Here is a 16,076-nt window from a genome sequence, read left to right on the forward strand (position 1 = left end):
TCGCCCATTTTTTGTGCCCGCTGAAGGCCAGCTTCACCAATCGATATTACCCCTGCCATTGAAACCACCCACCACCTGCCCCATCTAAGAGCCATACTCCATTGTGCAGGTGCCCCATGAGCGACCAGCAAGAATTGCCCGAAGACCTGAGCGAATACGCCGATCCCGAAAACGCCGAACATCCCTCCACTGGTAAAGGCCTGGCCCTCCCCGGCCAAAATCTGCCGGACAAGGTCTACATCATCCCGATCCACAATCGCCCGTTCTTCCCGGCCCAGGTCCTGCCGGTCATCGTCAACGAAGAACCCTGGGCCGAAACCCTCGACCTGGTCAGCAAATCCGATCACCACTCCCTGGCCCTGTTCTACATGGACACCCCCCAGGAAGACCCGCGCCATTTCGACACCTCCGCCCTGCCGCTCTACGGCACGCTGGTCAAGGTGCACCACGCCAGCCGCGAAAACGGAAAACTGCAATTCGTCGCCCAGGGCCTGACCCGCGTGCGGATTCGCACCTGGCTCAAACACCATCGCCCGCCGTACCTGGTGGAAGTCGAATACCCTCATCAGCCCACCGAGCCGACCGATGAGGTCAAGGCCTACGGCATGGCGCTGATCAACGCGATCAAGGAGCTGCTGCCGCTCAATCCGCTGTACAGCGAAGAGCTGAAGAATTACCTCAACCGCTTCAGCCCCAACGATCCGTCGCCGCTGACCGACTTCGCCGCCGCGCTCACCTCGGCCACCGGCAACGAACTGCAGGAAGTGCTCGACTGCGTGCCGATGCTCAAGCGCATGGAAAAAGTCTTGCCGATGCTGCGCAAGGAAGTCGAAGTCGCACGTCTGCAGAAAGAAATCTCCGCCGAAGTGAACCGCAAGATCGGCGAACATCAGCGCGAATTCTTCCTCAAGGAGCAACTTAAGGTCATCCAGCAGGAGCTCGGCCTGACCAAAGACGACCGCAGCGCCGACATCGAGCAGTTCGAGCAGCGCCTGGAAGGTAAAGTGCTGTCGCCTCAGGTACAGAAACGCATTGAAGAAGAAAAGAACAAGCTGTCGATCCTCGAAACCGGATCCCCGGAGTACGCGGTCACCCGCAACTACCTCGACTGGGCCACCTCGGTGCCGTGGGGCGTCTACGGCGACGACAAACTCGACCTCAAGCACGCGCGCAAAGTGCTTGATAAACACCACGCCGGCCTGGATGACATCAAGGACCGCATCCTTGAATTCCTTGCCGTGGGTGCTTACAAAGGCGAAATCAGCGGTTCCATCGTGCTGTTGGTCGGCCCGCCTGGCGTCGGTAAAACCAGCGTCGGCAAGTCCATCGCCGAATCCCTAGGCCGACCGTTCTACCGCTTCAGCCTCGGCGGCATGCGCGATGAAGCCGAAATCAAGGGCCACCGCCGCACCTACATCGGCGCGCAACCGGGCAAACTCGTGCAGGCGTTGAAAGACGTTGAAGTGATGAACCCGGTGATCATGCTCGACGAAATCGACAAGATGGGCCAGAGCTACCAGGGTGACCCGGCCTCGGCGCTGCTGGAAACCCTCGACCCGGAACAGAACGTCGAATTCCTCGACCACTACCTCGACCTGCGCATGGACCTGTCGAAAGTGCTGTTCATCTGCACCGCCAACACCCTCGACTCGATCCCCGGGCCGTTGCTCGACCGGATGGAAATCATTCGCCTGTCGGGTTACATCACCGAAGAAAAGATCGCCATCGCCAAACGCCACCTGTGGCCCAAGCAGCTTGAAAAAGCCGGTGTCTCGAAAGGCAGTCTGGCAATCAGCGACAGCGCACTCAAAGCCTTGATCGATGGTTACGCCCGTGAAGCCGGCGTGCGTCAGCTGGAGAAACAGCTGGGCAAACTGGTGCGAAAAGCGGTAGTGAAGCTGATCGACGAGCCGAAAGCCGTGATCAAAATTGCGCCGAAAGACCTCGAAGCCTCCCTCGGCCACCCGGTATTCCGCAACGAGCAAGTGCTGTCGGGCACCGGCGTGATCACCGGTCTGGCCTGGACCAGCATGGGCGGCGCGACGTTGCCAATCGAGGCAACACGTATCCACACCTTGAACCGTGGCTTCAAGCTCACCGGGCAACTCGGTGATGTGATGAAAGAGTCGGCGGAAATCGCCTACAGCTACGTCAGCTCGAACCTGAAATCGTTCGGCGGCGATCCGAAGTTCTTCGACGAAGCCTTCGTCCACCTGCACGTTCCTGAAGGCGCCACCCCGAAAGACGGCCCGAGCGCCGGCGTGACCATGGCCAGCGCCCTGCTCTCCCTCGCCCGCAACCAGGCGCCGAAAAAAGGCGTGGCCATGACGGGCGAACTGACGCTGACCGGGCATGTATTGCCGATTGGCGGTGTGCGCGAGAAAGTGATTGCAGCGCGGCGGCAGAAGATCTTTGAATTAATACTGCCGGAGCCGAACCGTGGCAGCTTTGATGAATTGCCGGATTATTTGAAGGAAGGGATAACCGTGCACTTTGCCAAGCGCTTTGCGGATGTGGCGAAGATATTGTTCAGACAGTGATGTAGTGCCTGCTCGATAGCTTTCGTCGGAATGCCGCCCAGACCAGGCTCGCTCCTACAGTTGAAACGCGCATGGTCCGCCACTGCCAATCCCTGTGGGAGCCGGGCTTGCCCGCGATGGCGGCATGTCAGGCTTTGATTATTGGCTGACCCACCGCTTTCGTCGGAATGCCGCCCAGACCAGGCTCGCTCCTACAGTTGAAACGCGCATGGTCCGCCACCGCCAATCCCTGTGGGAGCCGGGATTGCCCGCAATGGCGGCTTGTCAGGCTCAGATTTACTGCCTGACCCACCACTTTCGCGAGCAGGCTCGCTCCTACAGTTGAAACGGGCACGGCCACCACCGCCAATCCCTGTGGGAGCCGGGCTTGCCCGCGATGGCGGTTTATCAGGCTTTGATTATTGGCTGACCCACCGCTTTCGCGAGCAGGCTCGCTCCTACAGTTGAAACGCGAACGGCCACCACCGCCAATCCCTGTGGGAGCCGGGCTTGCCCGCGATGGCGGCTTGTCAGGCTCTGGTTTACTGGCTGACCCACCGCTTTCGTCGGAATGCCGCCCAGACCAGGCTCGCTCCTACAGTTGAAACGCGAACGGTCCTCCACCGCCAATCCCTGTGGGAGCCGGGCTTGCCCGCGATGGCGGTTTATCAGGCTTTGATTATTGGCTGACCCACCGCTTTCGCGAGCAGGCTCGCTCCTACAGTTGAAACGGGCACGGCCACCACCGCCAATCCCTCTGGGAGCCGGGCTTGCCCGCGATGGCGTCTGCGCGGTCACCCCTGACCAAGGTGCCGTCACAATTTGTCTCATCTTCGGTTATGCTCGCCGTTCGTCGTGAACATCCGGAGCCGCTGATCCCATGTCCCCCACCCGCCTGCTGGTCCCCCTCGCCCTCGTCTTGCTGGCGGGTTGTGCCTCGCAATCGAAACAAAACCTGACCGTGGAAAAACAGAGCGCCTGCCCGTTGAAAATGCGCAACGGTCAGAACCTGATCCTGACCCTGCCGAGCAACCCGACCACGGGCTATCGCTGGGCTATTCAGGATTCTGCTGGTGGCGTGCTGCACGCTTTGGGGCCCGAAGTTTATCGCAACCCGGAAGATGCCGGCGTCGTCGGTGCTGCCGGGGTTTCCACCTGGCGCTTTCAGGCATTCGCCCCCGGTACCGGTCGTTTGCGCCTGACCTCGCAGCAACCCTGGGCGCCAGAAGTGTTGCCGGTTGATACATTCGACTGTGCCATTTCGGTGAACTGATCGTGGGATGGCTGATCCTGGCGTTGATGGGCGCGGTGACTTTTGTCTACGGCCTGACCGTGCACGCCGCGCTGCTTTGCCTGCTGGTAAAGCCGCTGCCGGTGCTGGCATTGCTCGGTTGGTTGCACGACGCGCCGCCTAGCGATTACCGGCGCTGGATCAGCCTCGGCCTGATCTTTTCCCTGCTGGGTGACGTGTTACTGGCGTGGCCGGGGGATCTATTCGTCTTCGGGCTGGGAGCGTTTCTGGTCGCTCATCTGGCTTACCTGAAAGCCTATTTGAGTGATTGCCGGCGCCTTGCGCCGCTACCGCTAATGATCGCTTCCGGCGTCGGAGCTTTATTGCTGGGTGTCCTGATTGCCAATGACCTCGGCCCATTGCTGGTTCCGGTGATTGTTTACGCAGTGGCGATCAGCGCAATGCTCTGGCGGGCGCTGGCACGGCTGGGCACCGACGTGCCGAAGCGTTCAGCGTGGCTGGCAGCGGCGGGCGCACTGGCATTTGTATTTTCCGACAGTGTGATCGGCATCGACCGCTTTGTTGCGCCGTTTCATGCTGCGCCTTACGTGATAATCCTCAGTTATTGGTTGGGGCAATGGGCGATCGCAGCATCGGCGTTCAAGCAGAAATCGCTTTAACCCCTGTGGCGAGGGAGCTTGCTCCCGCTGGGCTGCGAAGCAGGCCCAAAACCAGGCTAACGAGTTCTATCTGATCCCTGATTGGCCGGTCTACGACTGCTGCGCAGCCGGACGGGAGCAAGCTCCCTCGCCACAACAGCACTTCGCCGTTATCACGAGGGCGACACCATCGGTTTATCAGACAACCCGCGCATCCCCGCGCCAACTTGGCTAAAATGCCGGCCTTTTCCACCAACGCCGCCGGAACCGCCGTGAGCAAAGAACCCGATCGCCTTTTCGCCCAGCCTTTGGCCCAGGTGCCTGACTTCGCCTTCAACGAAGACGTGGTGCGGGTGTTCCCGGACATGATCAAACGCTCGGTGCCGGGTTACCCGACCATCGTAGAAAACCTCGGCGTGCTCGCCGCGCAATTCGCCCAGCCGAACAGCGTGCTGTACGACCTCGGTTCATCTTTGGGCGCGGTGACTCAGGCCTTGCGCCGTCACGTGCGCACCGACGGTTGCCGCGTGATCGCTGTGGATAACTCGGCGGCGATGGTCGAACGCTGCCGCGAATACCTCAACGGTCAGGACTCGATGTTCCAGGAGTTGCTGCCGGTTGAAGTGATCGAGGGCGACATCCTTGCCCTGCAGTTCCAGCCAGCCTCGGTGGTGGCGCTCAATTTCACCCTGCAATTCATCGCCCCGGATCAGCGCACCGCGTTGCTCGCGCGTATCCGTCAGTCGCTGCTGCCCGGCGGCGCGCTGATTCTCTCGGAAAAACTGCGTTTCACCGACCCTGAAGAACAGGCGCTGCTCACCGAGCTGCACGTCGCGTTCAAGCGCGCCAACGGCTACAGCGAACTGGAAATTGCCCAGAAGCGCAGCGCCATCGAAAATGTCATGAAACCCGACAGCCTAGAAGAACACCGCGAGCGCCTGCTGGCTGCCGGTTTCTCGAAAGTCGTGCCGTGGTTCCAGTGTCTTAACTTTGCCTCGTTGATTGCCTTGCCATGATTGATCTGTCTCCCCTCGCCCGCCGTCTGGCCGGCACACCGCTGGCCGATTGGGCTAACACTCTGCAAGCGCAGCTCGACAAAAAAATGGAAAAAGGTCACGGCGATCTGGAGCGCTGGCAAAGCGCGCTGGACGCGCTGCCGAAGATCCAGCCAAGCGAAGTCGACCTGCTCAACGGCCTGACACTGGACACCGATTGCGACGATGAAACCCGCGCGCAAATGCGCAGCGCGCTGATGGGCTTGTCGCCGTGGCGCAAGGGCCCGTTCGATCTGTTTGGCGTGCACGTCGACACCGAATGGCGCTCGGACTGGAAATGGTCACGCGTCGCGCCGCACCTGGATCTGCAGGGCAAACGCATTCTCGATGTCGGCTGCGGCAACGGTTATTACATGTGGCGCATGCTCGGCGCCGGGGCCGACAGCGTGATCGGCGTCGATCCGAACTGGCTTTTTTTCTGCCAGTTCCAGGCGGTTCAGCGTTACCTGTCCGAACCGAACGCCTGGCACTTGCCGTTCCCGTTCGAAGACCTGCCGCCGGAACTCGAAGGCTTCGACACGGTGTTTTCCATGGGCGTGTTTTACCACCGTCGTTCGCCGATCGAGCATTTGCTGGCGCTGAAGGATTGCCTGGTCAAGGGCGGCGAACTGGTGCTGGAAACCCTGGTGATCGAAGGCGATCAACAGCAGGTGCTGGTGCCGGAAGACCGTTATGCACAGATGCGTAACGTGTGGTTTCTGCCGTCGGTGCCGGCGCTGATGCTATGGCTGCGCCGCGCCGGGTTTACTGATGTGCGCTGTGTCGACGTGAGCGTGACCACGGTCGAGGAACAGCGCGGGACGCAATGGATGAAGTTTCAGTCGTTGAGTGATTTTCTCGATCCTGAAGATCACAGCAAGACGATTGAGGGCTTGCCGGCGCCGATGCGTGCGGTGATCGTGGCGCGTAAGTAAACCCCGAGTTCCAGACCAATGGAGATTCCCCTGTGGGAGCGAGCCTGCTCGCGATGACTGTTTCACATCCAACAAAAATGTTGGCTGACACACCGCATCGCGAGCAGGCTCGCTCCCACATTGGGTTTTAGGTCTAGTCTGCGGGTCTGGCGCGCCGGGCCTTGAAGAAATCGCTCAAAACCGTCCCGCACTCCTCCGCCAACACCCCACCCTCAAACAACACCCGGTGGTTCAAAAAGCCCTGGGCAAAAAACTGCCCCTGACTCTGCACGATCCCGGCCTTGGGCTCCAGCGCGCCATACACCACTCGCGCAATCCGTGAATGCACGATCAGCCCGGCGCACATGCTGCACGGTTCAAGCGTCACGTAGAGCGTGCTGCCCGGCAGGCGGTAATTGCTGGCGGCCAACGCAGCGGCGCGAATCGCGACCATTTCCGCATGGGCACTCGGGTCGTGGCCGCTGATCGGGCAATTGAAGCCGCGACCGATGATCTCGCCATCCTGCACCAGCACCGCACCCACCGGTACTTCGCCCAGCGCCGCGCCTTGTGCCGCCAGCGCCAGCGCTTCGCGCATGAAGTCGCGATCACGGCTGCGGTCAATGATCGCTGCGGGTCGAATCTGCCGCATCACGCCACCTCGATGGCGGCCATCAGGCCGGTTTCCATGTGGTCGATCACATGGCAATGGAACATCCACACGCCCGGGTTATCCGCCACCAACGCGACTTGGGCGCGCTCGTTCTTGCCCAGCAAATAGGTGTCGGTGAAATACGGGATGACCTTGTGCCGGTTCGAGGCGATGACCTTGAAGCTCATGCCGTGCAGGTGAATCGGGTGCTGATACTGGGTCATGTTCTTCAATTCGAAAATGTAGCTTTTACCCTTCTCGAGTTTAGCGATCGGGCGGTCGGCGCAGGTCTTGTCGGTGATATCCCAGGCCTGGCCGTTGATCTGCCACAGACTCGGCGGCCGACCGTTATCGACGTTCACCGACACCGAGCCGACCCATTCGAAATTGAAGTTGAGCTTCTCGGCATTGGCCAGGTCCGGCTCGGCCACGGGATTGGCCGGCAGCGCCGGTGGCCATTGAGCTGGCGCATCGCTGTTCGCTGCCGAGCGCAACGTACCCAGGCGCACCGGGCCATTACGCAGAGACAATTCCTCGCCAGCGGCCGGCGCCTTGATCGCCAGACAAATGCGCATGCCGGGGCCGAGCCAGTACTCCTTGCCGAGCGGGCGCGGCTCGACGGGGTTGCCGTCCAGCGCGTAGATCTGCGCTTCGACGCCGGGAATATTGAGGCGATAGGTCAGGGTATTGTCGAGGTTGAGCAAACGAACGCGAGTGATCTGCCCGGCCGGCAATTCGATTACCGCCTGCGAGACACCGTTGATCGTCGACAGCCGCCCCGCCGTACCGCCCCGCGCTGCTTCACGGGGAATGCTGAACGCGACAAACGCGCCGTCTTCATCGACGTGCCAGCTCTTCAGGCTCAGCGTTTGTTCGTACTTGAAACCGGTGGGCTCGCGCTCTTCGATGATCAACGGGCCGACCAAGCCGCGACCGAGTTCTTCACTACTGTTCACATGCGGGTGATACCAGTAGCTGCCCGCGTCCGGCACGCGGAATTTGTAATCAAAGTATTCGCCGGGCAATACCGGCAACTGCGAGACGTAAGGCACGCCGTCCATTTCCAGCGGCAGGCGGATACCGTGCCAGTGAATAGTGGTGGCGACCGGCAGGTGATTGATGAACCGCACCCGCAGCCATTCGCCCTGACGCACGCGCAACTCGGTGCCCGGCGCCGACGGCCCGAAGGCCCATGCCGGAGTCTTGTGCCCGGCGACCAGCTCGACATCCAGCGGTGCGGCGATCAGTTCATAGTCGTGACCGGCGTCCGCATCGGCCATCTTGCCCAGCCAGTACCGCGACGCGCCCCCCGCTCCGACGCCAACGACAACAAGACCGGCCAGGCCACCGAGGATTTGGCGACGGGTAAAGGACATGAACTCAACTACCTCACGAATCAGCATCAGGCCCGAGGGCCTGTAAAAGGCGAATACGATACACCTGCGGTTGAGAAACAGTAAGGGTGGGGCGGCGGATGGCCGCAGGGTATCGGTCTGTATACCCACTGTGGCGAGGGGGCTTGCCCCCCCGTTGGGGCGCGAAGCGCCCCCGGCATTCTTCCAGCCGAGCCGCGTCAGCCGTTTTCAAGCCGCCGAGCAGCCGAACACAACGCTGCAAAGTTTCGCCAAGCCTCTTAGCCACAGCAAGACCTGTTCACAGCATAACGATCAGTGCGCGTGGCCGGTGATCAGATGCAAAATGCCGTCATTCAGCACCATGACTGCCGGCACACCGGCCAGACTCAAAGCCTGTCGATCCATCCGCGCCACATCACGCAACTCCACGCGAACCCTGGTCAGCGCCACAGGTTGCTGCGACTTGAGGTTATCTTCACCCCCCAACGCCGCCACAATCTGCGGCGCGAGGCCAGACATCGGCGGCGCGGTCACCTGCGACTCATCCACCACCAGATCCGGCGTCAACGCCTTCCAGAACGCCCGCTGCATTTTCTCGAACATTTTCAGCCCTCCAGAACCGGTGAAGTATCGACCGTTGCCTCGTGATAAATCCGCAGCGCCTCGCGCACCTGCTCGGCGCTTTCCAGGCCGAGCACCTGCTCGGCGATAGCCTTACAGTCAAGTAGATTCACCTCGCGAACGGCGGCTTTCACCGCAGGAATCAGCGGCACGCTCACCGATAACTCATCCACCCCGAGCCCGAGCAACAACGGCGTCGCCAGGGTTTCCGAAGCGAGCGCGCCACACACGCCCACCCACTTGCCGTGAGCATGGGCAGCCTTTACCGCACCGGCGATCAACCTCAGTACGGAGGGATGGAAACTGTCGGCCTGGCTCGCGAGGCGCGGATGATCGCGGTCCATGGCCAGGGTGTACTGGGTCAGGTCGTTGGTACCGATCGAGAAGAAGTCCACTTCGGGCGCGAACAGGTCCGCCATCAGCGCGGCTGCGGGTACTTCGATCATGATCCCCAGTTGCGGCAATTGCGCGAGGCCGAGCGCCTGGGCCTCCTCTTCCAGCAGCCGGCGAGCCATGCGCAGCTCCGAAAGCTGCGTGATCATTGGCAACATGATGTGTAAGCGGGCCAGACGGGTGCTGGCGAGGATTGCCCTGAACTGATCACGCAGTAACTGCGGGCGCTCAAGACACAGGCGAATCCCGCGCATCCCCAGAAACGGATTGGTTTCACGCTCCATCGGCATGTAGGCCAATGGCTTGTCACCGCCGACGTCCAGGGTGCGCACCACCAGATTGCGCATCGGGCCCAATGCCCGGGCGATCGCGCCGTAGGTCGCAGTTTGTTCGGCATGGCTGGGCGCGTGATTGCGGTCCAGGTACAGAAACTCCGAACGCAACAAACCCACGCCCTCACCACCCAGCGCGACGGCCTGTTCGGTTTCGCTCAGCGAGGTAACGTTGGCGGTCACTTCGATACGATGACCGTCACGGGTACACGCCGGCAGCGAGGCATGGGCCAGCGCCTGTTGCTGACGTTGCTGTTGTTGCTGACGCTGGGCTTGAAGCTGCTCGATGGCCGCAATTTCCGGGTCAAGATGCAGCTCGCCCTTGTCGGCGTCGAGCAACACTTGCGTACCGGTGGCCAGCGTCAGCACGTGCACCGGCAAGCCGCAGATCGCCGGCAGTCCAGCCGCCCGCGCGAGAATCGCGACGTGACTGGTGGCGCCACCACCGACCGTGGCGAACCCTCGCACTTTGCTTGTGTCGAGTGCGGCCGTCCGGGACGGTGTCAGTTGCTCGGCGATAAGGATCGCCCCGTCCGGCAAGTCCAGTGCGTAATCCTGCACTCCGAGAATCAGCTTGAGTACACGCTCACCGACATCCGACAGATCGGCGGCGCGCTCGGCCAGCAACGGGCTGCCGAGATTCATGAACAATGCAGCCGTCGTCTCGGTTGCCGTACGCCAGGCGAACGCTGCGCTCTTGCCCTCGCCGATCAGGGTCTGCGCCTGATCCAGCAGACTCGGGTCCTGTAGCAACTCCTGATGCGCCTTGAAAATATCGGCCTGAGCTTCTCCGGTCTTTGCCTGCGCCAACTGCTGCAAATCCATATCCGCAGCCATCAGGGCGCGGGACAGATGCTCCCGCTCGGCCTGCAAGTCTGTGCCGAACTCATTGACCTCAAGCGTACTGTCTGTAATTTGCACCACGTGGCCGAACGCCGAACCCGCTGAGGCACAGATACCGCGCAAAACTGTCGGCGATGAATCCTTGAGTGTCGCCACCGCGACCGGTGCTGCGGCCGCCTCTTCACCACACCCTGCAACGAGCAGGTCCACCAGAGTCTTGATGGCCACATCGGCGTCGGGCCCCATCGCGCTGACGTGCACTATGTCGTTGAAAGCCGTCTGCAGCGCCATGATCGCCACCAGGGATTTGGCGTTAGCCTTGTGTTGACCTTTGTGCAGGTAGACGTTTCCTGAAAAACCTTTCGCCGCTTGAGCGAACACGGCGGCCGGACGGGCGTGCAAACCGTTCGGGTTGGGCAATGTCACCGGTGTCGAGGCCAGTTCTCCTTCATCTTCCGGCAGTGTCACCTGCGTGACTGGCTCCCCAGGTTGCAAACCGATCAGCGGCTGACCACATTCCACCAGGCCCTCGTCCGGTGTCAGCCAGGTGAACGCTTCGCCGCTGACCACCAGCATCAAGGTCAGCAGGCTGCGCGCATTCAGGGCGATGTAATCGGCGTCAAATTCGATCAGCGCCTGGCCCGCCCTCACCCGCTGACCTTGCTCGACCAGACGCGTGAAACCGTTGCCGGCCAGGTTTACCGTGTCGAGCCCGACGTGCACCAAAACCTGCACGCCATTGTCGTCAGTGATGCTGATGGCGTGCCCACTCGCCGGCGCATTGCTGATCACGCCAGCCAAGGGGGCGCACAACGTCTGCGAGGTCGGATCGATGCACAGCCCGTCGCCGATCACGCGACCGGAGAACACCGGGTCAGGCACTTGGTCGAGAGGCATGAGCAGGCCGGACAATGGTGCGAGCAGTTGCAAGGGTTGAGGTATGGCCATGACATCACCTGGAGTTCTGTTCTTTGAAGAGACTTGCGATCTCGGGGCGTCTGATTGATGGGTCATTATTTCCACCAGTACTCGACCTGCAAACCGACATTCGCACCGTGGCGCGCGCGGCCGAATGCGCCGGTGTCGGACAACGCCGACCCTTTCGCCAGTTCATTCGCCGCACGCTTGGCTGCCTGGTTCCAACTGGCGTAGGTGTAATACAACCGTACCTCGGGCCGCGCCCAGAATTCCGGCCCCTTTGGCGACCAGGTGGGCGCCACGGTGAACTTGCTCAGCTTGCGTGTGCCACCCGAGGCCTCGACCTGATCATGACCCAGTTCGGTGACCAGTTTGAACTGCTCGGTCAGCGCATACGTGGGACGCACGCCGAGGGACATCCAGTTCTGATCGCGACCGCCCGCCCGAATGTCTTTCTGATAGACCGCCTGAACCTGTCCGCCGAATCGCGGCGTTGTCTGCCAATCGAAGAACTCTACAATCCGGTAGCTCTTATTGCTGTCATCCAGTCGCACATTACCGGTATAGCCCAGCCCGGTGCCGGGCCCTTCGCCGTATTGAAAAGCCAGTTTGTTCTTGCCACCCAGAAATCCCTGTTGCACATGCTGAGTGCTGATCGCCCAGCCACGGTGTGTATCGCGGCGGTCAGGCTTGTCGATGTAGCTCAGGCCGAACTCCAGTTCTCCACCGGCATTGGTATCGAAACCGCTCACATTGAAATCGTGGCGATTGATGTAGTCCTTCTGGTACAGGTTGTCCTTGCGAGAGAAGGCGTAGCTGTATTTCAGATCGCCGATCAGTACGTCCTCGATACCGCCACCCGTGCCGCTCTGATTCCAGTAATAAAAGTCGGAGATGTGGATATCGTTGCGCTTGTAATAACGCCGACCGGCCCACAACGATCCGCCATTGAAAGCAGGCATGTTTGACCATTGCGCAAACAACTGCGGCATGCGTACCGAGCCGGTATCGCCCTTGAACGTCAGGTTGCGATCGTATTGGTTATACAGCGAAGCCATTCCGTCGACGCTGAGTGTCGAACCGTCATCCAGGGTGAATAAATCCTGGCGCAGTTCGAGTTCGCCGTATTGTTCGCATTCGTTGCCCAATCGGTATTTCGTCTGTGCCCCCGGCAGTTGAAAACACGACTGGTTGCTGCTGTTCAGGGAGGTCCCGACACCACTGCGCAAGTAGCCGCCAAACTCTAGCGCCTCGACGGAAAAAGGCATTGCGAGGGACACGCCGGCAATAGCGAAGCCGAGTTTTATTGTTCTGTTCATGAGCCACTCCATTATTTTTATTCTGTGCAGCAGCAAAATCGACGCGCAAAAATCCCCCGCGCAGCGTTCTGCGTGTTTTTGAAGTTGTTGTTTTTTAGCGGTGGATCAGTCGGTCATGTGCAAGACCAAAGACTCATATGGCCTTAGTACGATCTGCCGTTTACGTGGTGGACAGTCCGGGTAGTTGCTGATGACAACCCGTTGCGCCATCGTTTCGCTGAGCACGTCAGGCGGCAGTAGCACTTCACAAGGTGTGCCGTAGAAATTATTCAGTACCAGCAAACGTTCTCCATGACCCTCGCGCACATACGCCCAGATCTGCGTGTGCTCCGGCAAAATTTGCTGGTAGACGCCGTCGGACATCAGGGTCTCGGTGCGACGCGAGGCGATCAATTGGCGATAGTGATGCAGCACCGAATCCGGGTCATCGAGTTGAGCCGCGACGTTGATCTGCGCGACATTCGCCGGCACGCCGATCCATGGTTCCGCCACGCTGAAACCGGCGTTCACCTCGGCATTCCAGTGCATCGGCGTGCGGCCGTTGTCGCGGGATTTCTGCATGATCGCCGCCATGTTGTCGGCGTCACTGGTCCCCGCGTTGCGCTTGAGGCGAAAGATGTTCAGCGTCTCGACATCGCGGTATTGATCGATGTGATCGAAACCGGGATTGGTCATGCCCAACTCTTCACCCTGATAAACGAACGGCGTGCCCTGAAGGAAATGCAGCGCGGTGGCGAGCATCTTCGCCGAGAGTGCTCGGTACTCGCCGTCGTTACCGAAACGCGAAACCACGCGCGGCTGGTCATGATTACACCAGAACAACGCATTCCACCCGCCGCCAGCCTGCATACCGGTTTGCCAGTCGGAGAAAATCCGCTTCAAGGCCAGAAAGTCGAAGTCAGCGCGAACCCACTTTTGCAGGTTCGGATAATCGACTTTCAAGTGATGGAAGTTGAACGTCATCGACAACTCTTTCGACTCTGGCCGCGAATACCGGATGCAATGTTCAAGACTGGTCGATGACATCTCGCCGACATTGATCAGGTCATGGCCTTCGAAGACTTCGCGGTGCATTTGCTGCAGATATTCATGGACGTTAGGGCCGTCGGTGTAGAAGCGCCGGCCATCACTTTCGTCGTCCGGAAAATCCATCGGTTTCGAGATCAGGTTGATCACGTCCAGACGAAAACCGCCGACGCCTTTGTCGCGCCAGAACCGCATCATCCTGAACACTTCGGCGCGTACCTGCGGGTTTTCCCAATTCAGGTCGGCCTGGGTGTGATCAAACAAATGCAGATAGTACTGACCGGTCTGTGCTTCGTACTCCCAGGCCGAACCGCCGAACTTGGATTCCCAGTTGTTCGGCTGATCGCGCCAGATATAGAAGTCGCGGTAAGGGTTGTCGAGACTGCTGCGCGCCTGCTGGAACCAGCTATGTTCGATGGACGTGTGGTTGACCACGATATCGAGCATCAGCTTGATCCCGCGCTTGTCGGCCTCGGCGATCAGCAACTCGCAATCGGCCATGCTGCCGTAGCTCGGATCGATGGCGTAGTAGTCGCTGATGTCATAGCCGTTATCGCGCTGCGGTGAGCGCAGAAAGGGTGTGAGCCACAGGCAGTCGACACCGAGCCACTTCAGGTAATCGAGTTTGGCGACGACGCCGAGCAGATCGCCCGTGGGGTTACCGGCGTGGCTGTGAAAGCTCTTTGGGTAGATCTGGTAGATCACCGAGCGTTGCCAGTCTTGCATGGCGCGATTCCTTCTTCAATTTGGCACAACCCCTACGGGTGAGTGCGATGTCTCAGGCAACCCTGTATCCGGGCCGGACAATCTTCATGCTCAACACGCAGGTCAGTACAAACGGTACGACCATGGCAATCACCATGCCGATGACGAACATCGGGATGTATTGAGGAATGATCGAAATGAAGCCCGGCAAGCCCCCGACACCAATGGCCGACGCCTGGATCTTGTTCAATGACAGAAAAATGCAACCCAGCGCAGACCCGGTCAGCGCTGCGTAAAACGGAAATTTGTAGCGCAGGTTGACCCCGAACATCGCCGGTTCGGTGATGCCGAAATAGGCGGATATCGCCGACGTCGATGCCATGCTTTTATCCCGCGCGTTGCGGGCCATGTAGAACACCGCCAGTGCCGCACTGCCCTGGGCGAGATTGGACATCACGATCATCGGCCAGATGAACGTCCCGCCCTCAGTGGAAATAAGCTGCAGGTCAACGGCGAGGAACATGTGGTGCATGCCGGTGATCACCAGCGGTGCGTATAACAGACCGAAAATCGCACCACCGACCATTGGCGCCAATTCGAACAGGGTGACCAGGCCTTCGGTGATCAGAATGCCCAGATGCCGGGTGACCGGGCCAATGATGGCCAGCGCCAGCACGCCCGTGACGACGATGGTGGTAATCGGCACCACCAGCAACTGGACCGCGTTCGGCACCCGCGCCCGCAGCCATTTTTCTATGACGCTCATGACGTACGCGGCCAGCAGGATCGGAAGGATTTACCCTTGATAACCGACCTTCTCGATCTGGAACAGCCCCAGAATGTCGAAGTACGGCAGTTGCTGACCCTCCAGCCCTGCCACGGCCTTTCCGTAGTTCCAGGCGTTGAGCAGATCCGGATGAACCAGCATCAGGCCGAGAACGATGCCGAGAATTTCACTGCCGCCAAAGCGCTTGGCGGCCGACCAGCCCACCAGCGCCGGCAGAAACACGAACGAAGTATTGGCCATCAGGTTGATCAGGCTCCACAGCCCGTCGAGCGACGGGTAGGCTTCAAGCAGGGTCTGCCCGTCAATGAACATGCCCTTGGCCCCGATCAGATTGTTGATGCCCATCAACAAGCCGGCGACGATCAGGGCGGGCAGGATCGGCATGAATACATCGGAAAACACCCGCACCAGACGCTGCATCGCATTGATCTTGTCGGCACTCTTCTGTTTGACGTCGGCAATGGTCGCCGCTGCAAGACCGGTTTGTCTGCGCAATTCGGCGTAGACCTTTTCCACCTCACCGGGGCCGATCACCACTTGATACAGGCCGCCGGTGAAGAACGACCCTTTCACCAGATCGACCTGGTTCAGCGTGGCGCTATTGACCAGGCCCGGGTCCTTGAGGGACAGGCGAAGCCGCGTGACGCAGTGCGCGGCCTGCTCGATGTTGCCGCTGCCACCGAGGCTTTGCAGCAGTTCGGTGACGATGTTCGGGTAGTCGTGGCTCATGCTTGTTCTTCCGCTATGGGTTTTTGTTATTGGCAGCAC

11 protein-coding genes and 1 pseudogene are annotated in these 16,076 nt (G+C 60.2%); 5 read left to right on the forward strand and 7 right to left on the reverse strand.

The window, feature by feature from the left end:
* Positions 1-116: 116 nt before the first annotated feature.
* The 5 genes from lon to cmoB all read left to right on the forward strand — a co-directional run bounded on the left by lon (position 117) and on the right by cmoB (position 6,378).
* A complete protein-coding gene (gene lon / locus ACYZTS_RS02110) occupies positions 117-2,540 on the forward strand; it encodes an endopeptidase La (protein WP_461993680.1) in 2,424 nt (807 codons plus the stop codon).
* An 859-nt stretch (positions 2,541-3,399) separates the two neighbouring features.
* Complete coding sequence (locus ACYZTS_RS02115; protein WP_461993682.1) at positions 3,400-3,792, forward strand: protease inhibitor I42 family protein; 393 nt, start codon at positions 3,400-3,402, stop codon at positions 3,790-3,792.
* 2 nt (positions 3,793-3,794) lie between these two features.
* Positions 3,795-4,430 carry a lysoplasmalogenase gene (locus ACYZTS_RS02120; protein WP_461993684.1) on the forward strand — a complete coding sequence of 212 codons (636 nt, stop codon included), beginning with the start codon at positions 3,795-3,797 and terminating at the stop codon, positions 4,428-4,430.
* 251 nt (positions 4,431-4,681) lie between these two features.
* Positions 4,682-5,425: a carboxy-S-adenosyl-L-methionine synthase CmoA gene (gene cmoA / locus ACYZTS_RS02125; RefSeq protein WP_028624397.1), complete on the forward strand. Its 744-nt coding sequence runs from the start codon at positions 4,682-4,684 to the stop codon at positions 5,423-5,425.
* Complete coding sequence (gene cmoB / locus ACYZTS_RS02130; protein ID WP_461993686.1) at positions 5,422-6,378, forward strand: tRNA 5-methoxyuridine(34)/uridine 5-oxyacetic acid(34) synthase CmoB; 957 nt, start codon at positions 5,422-5,424, stop codon at positions 6,376-6,378. The genes cmoA and cmoB overlap by 4 nt, the downstream gene beginning before the upstream one ends.
* Positions 6,379-6,511: 133 nt before the next feature.
* Here cmoB and tadA read toward each other — a convergent pair whose 3' ends face one another.
* From tadA to treP, 7 genes and pseudogenes are all read right to left on the reverse strand, one after another.
* Positions 6,512-7,009, reverse strand: coding sequence for a tRNA adenosine(34) deaminase TadA (gene tadA / locus ACYZTS_RS02135; RefSeq protein ID WP_028624395.1), 498 nt, complete (start codon positions 7,007-7,009; stop codon positions 6,512-6,514).
* Positions 7,009-8,385 (reverse strand): multicopper oxidase family protein, encoded by a 1,377-nt coding sequence (locus ACYZTS_RS02140; protein WP_461993688.1) that lies wholly within the window; start codon positions 8,383-8,385, stop codon positions 7,009-7,011. The genes tadA and ACYZTS_RS02140 overlap by 1 nt, the downstream gene beginning before the upstream one ends.
* A gap of 291 nt (positions 8,386-8,676) precedes the next feature.
* Positions 8,677-8,967: a PTS transporter subunit EIIB gene (locus ACYZTS_RS02145; protein WP_461993690.1), complete on the reverse strand. Its 291-nt coding sequence runs from the start codon at positions 8,965-8,967 to the stop codon at positions 8,677-8,679.
* A 2-nt stretch (positions 8,968-8,969) separates the two neighbouring features.
* The gene (ptsP, locus tag ACYZTS_RS02150) at positions 8,970-11,501 is read right to left on the reverse strand and encodes a phosphoenolpyruvate--protein phosphotransferase (protein ID WP_461993692.1); all 2,532 of its coding nucleotides are present in this window, start codon (positions 11,499-11,501) and stop codon (positions 8,970-8,972) included.
* A gap of 65 nt (positions 11,502-11,566) precedes the next feature.
* Positions 11,567-12,790, reverse strand: coding sequence for a carbohydrate porin (locus ACYZTS_RS02155; protein ID WP_461993694.1), 1,224 nt, complete (start codon positions 12,788-12,790; stop codon positions 11,567-11,569).
* A 105-nt stretch (positions 12,791-12,895) separates the two neighbouring features.
* Complete coding sequence (treC, locus tag ACYZTS_RS02160) at positions 12,896-14,542, reverse strand: alpha,alpha-phosphotrehalase (RefSeq protein WP_461993695.1); 1,647 nt, start codon at positions 14,540-14,542, stop codon at positions 12,896-12,898.
* Positions 14,543-14,594: 52 nt separating this feature from the next.
* A pseudogene (gene treP / locus ACYZTS_RS02165) lies at positions 14,595-16,037 on the reverse strand (PTS system trehalose-specific EIIBC component).
* Between the last annotated feature and the right edge of the window lie 39 nt (positions 16,038-16,076).

The sequence above is a fragment of the Pseudomonas sp. TMB3-21 genome, from assembly GCF_054898145.1.

Coding starts and splice junctions, on each gene's coding strand:
- treC (WP_461993695.1), bottom strand. CDS start 14,542: ATGCAAGACTGGCAACGCTCGGTGATCTACCAGATCTACCCAAAGAGC.
- cmoB (WP_461993686.1), top strand. CDS start 5,422: ATGATTGATCTGTCTCCCCTCGCCCGCCGTCTGGCCGGCACACCGCTG.
- lon (WP_461993680.1), top strand. CDS start 117: ATGAGCGACCAGCAAGAATTGCCCGAAGACCTGAGCGAATACGCCGAT.
- ptsP (WP_461993692.1), bottom strand. CDS start 11,501: ATGGCCATACCTCAACCCTTGCAACTGCTCGCACCATTGTCCGGCCTG.
- ACYZTS_RS02145 (WP_461993690.1), bottom strand. CDS start 8,967: ATGTTCGAGAAAATGCAGCGGGCGTTCTGGAAGGCGTTGACGCCGGAT.
- tadA (WP_028624395.1), bottom strand. CDS start 7,009: ATGCGGCAGATTCGACCCGCAGCGATCATTGACCGCAGCCGTGATCGC.
- ACYZTS_RS02115 (WP_461993682.1), top strand. CDS start 3,400: ATGTCCCCCACCCGCCTGCTGGTCCCCCTCGCCCTCGTCTTGCTGGCG.
- ACYZTS_RS02155 (WP_461993694.1), bottom strand. CDS start 12,790: ATGAACAGAACAATAAAACTCGGCTTCGCTATTGCCGGCGTGTCCCTC.
- ACYZTS_RS02140 (WP_461993688.1), bottom strand. CDS start 8,385: ATGTCCTTTACCCGTCGCCAAATCCTCGGTGGCCTGGCCGGTCTTGTT.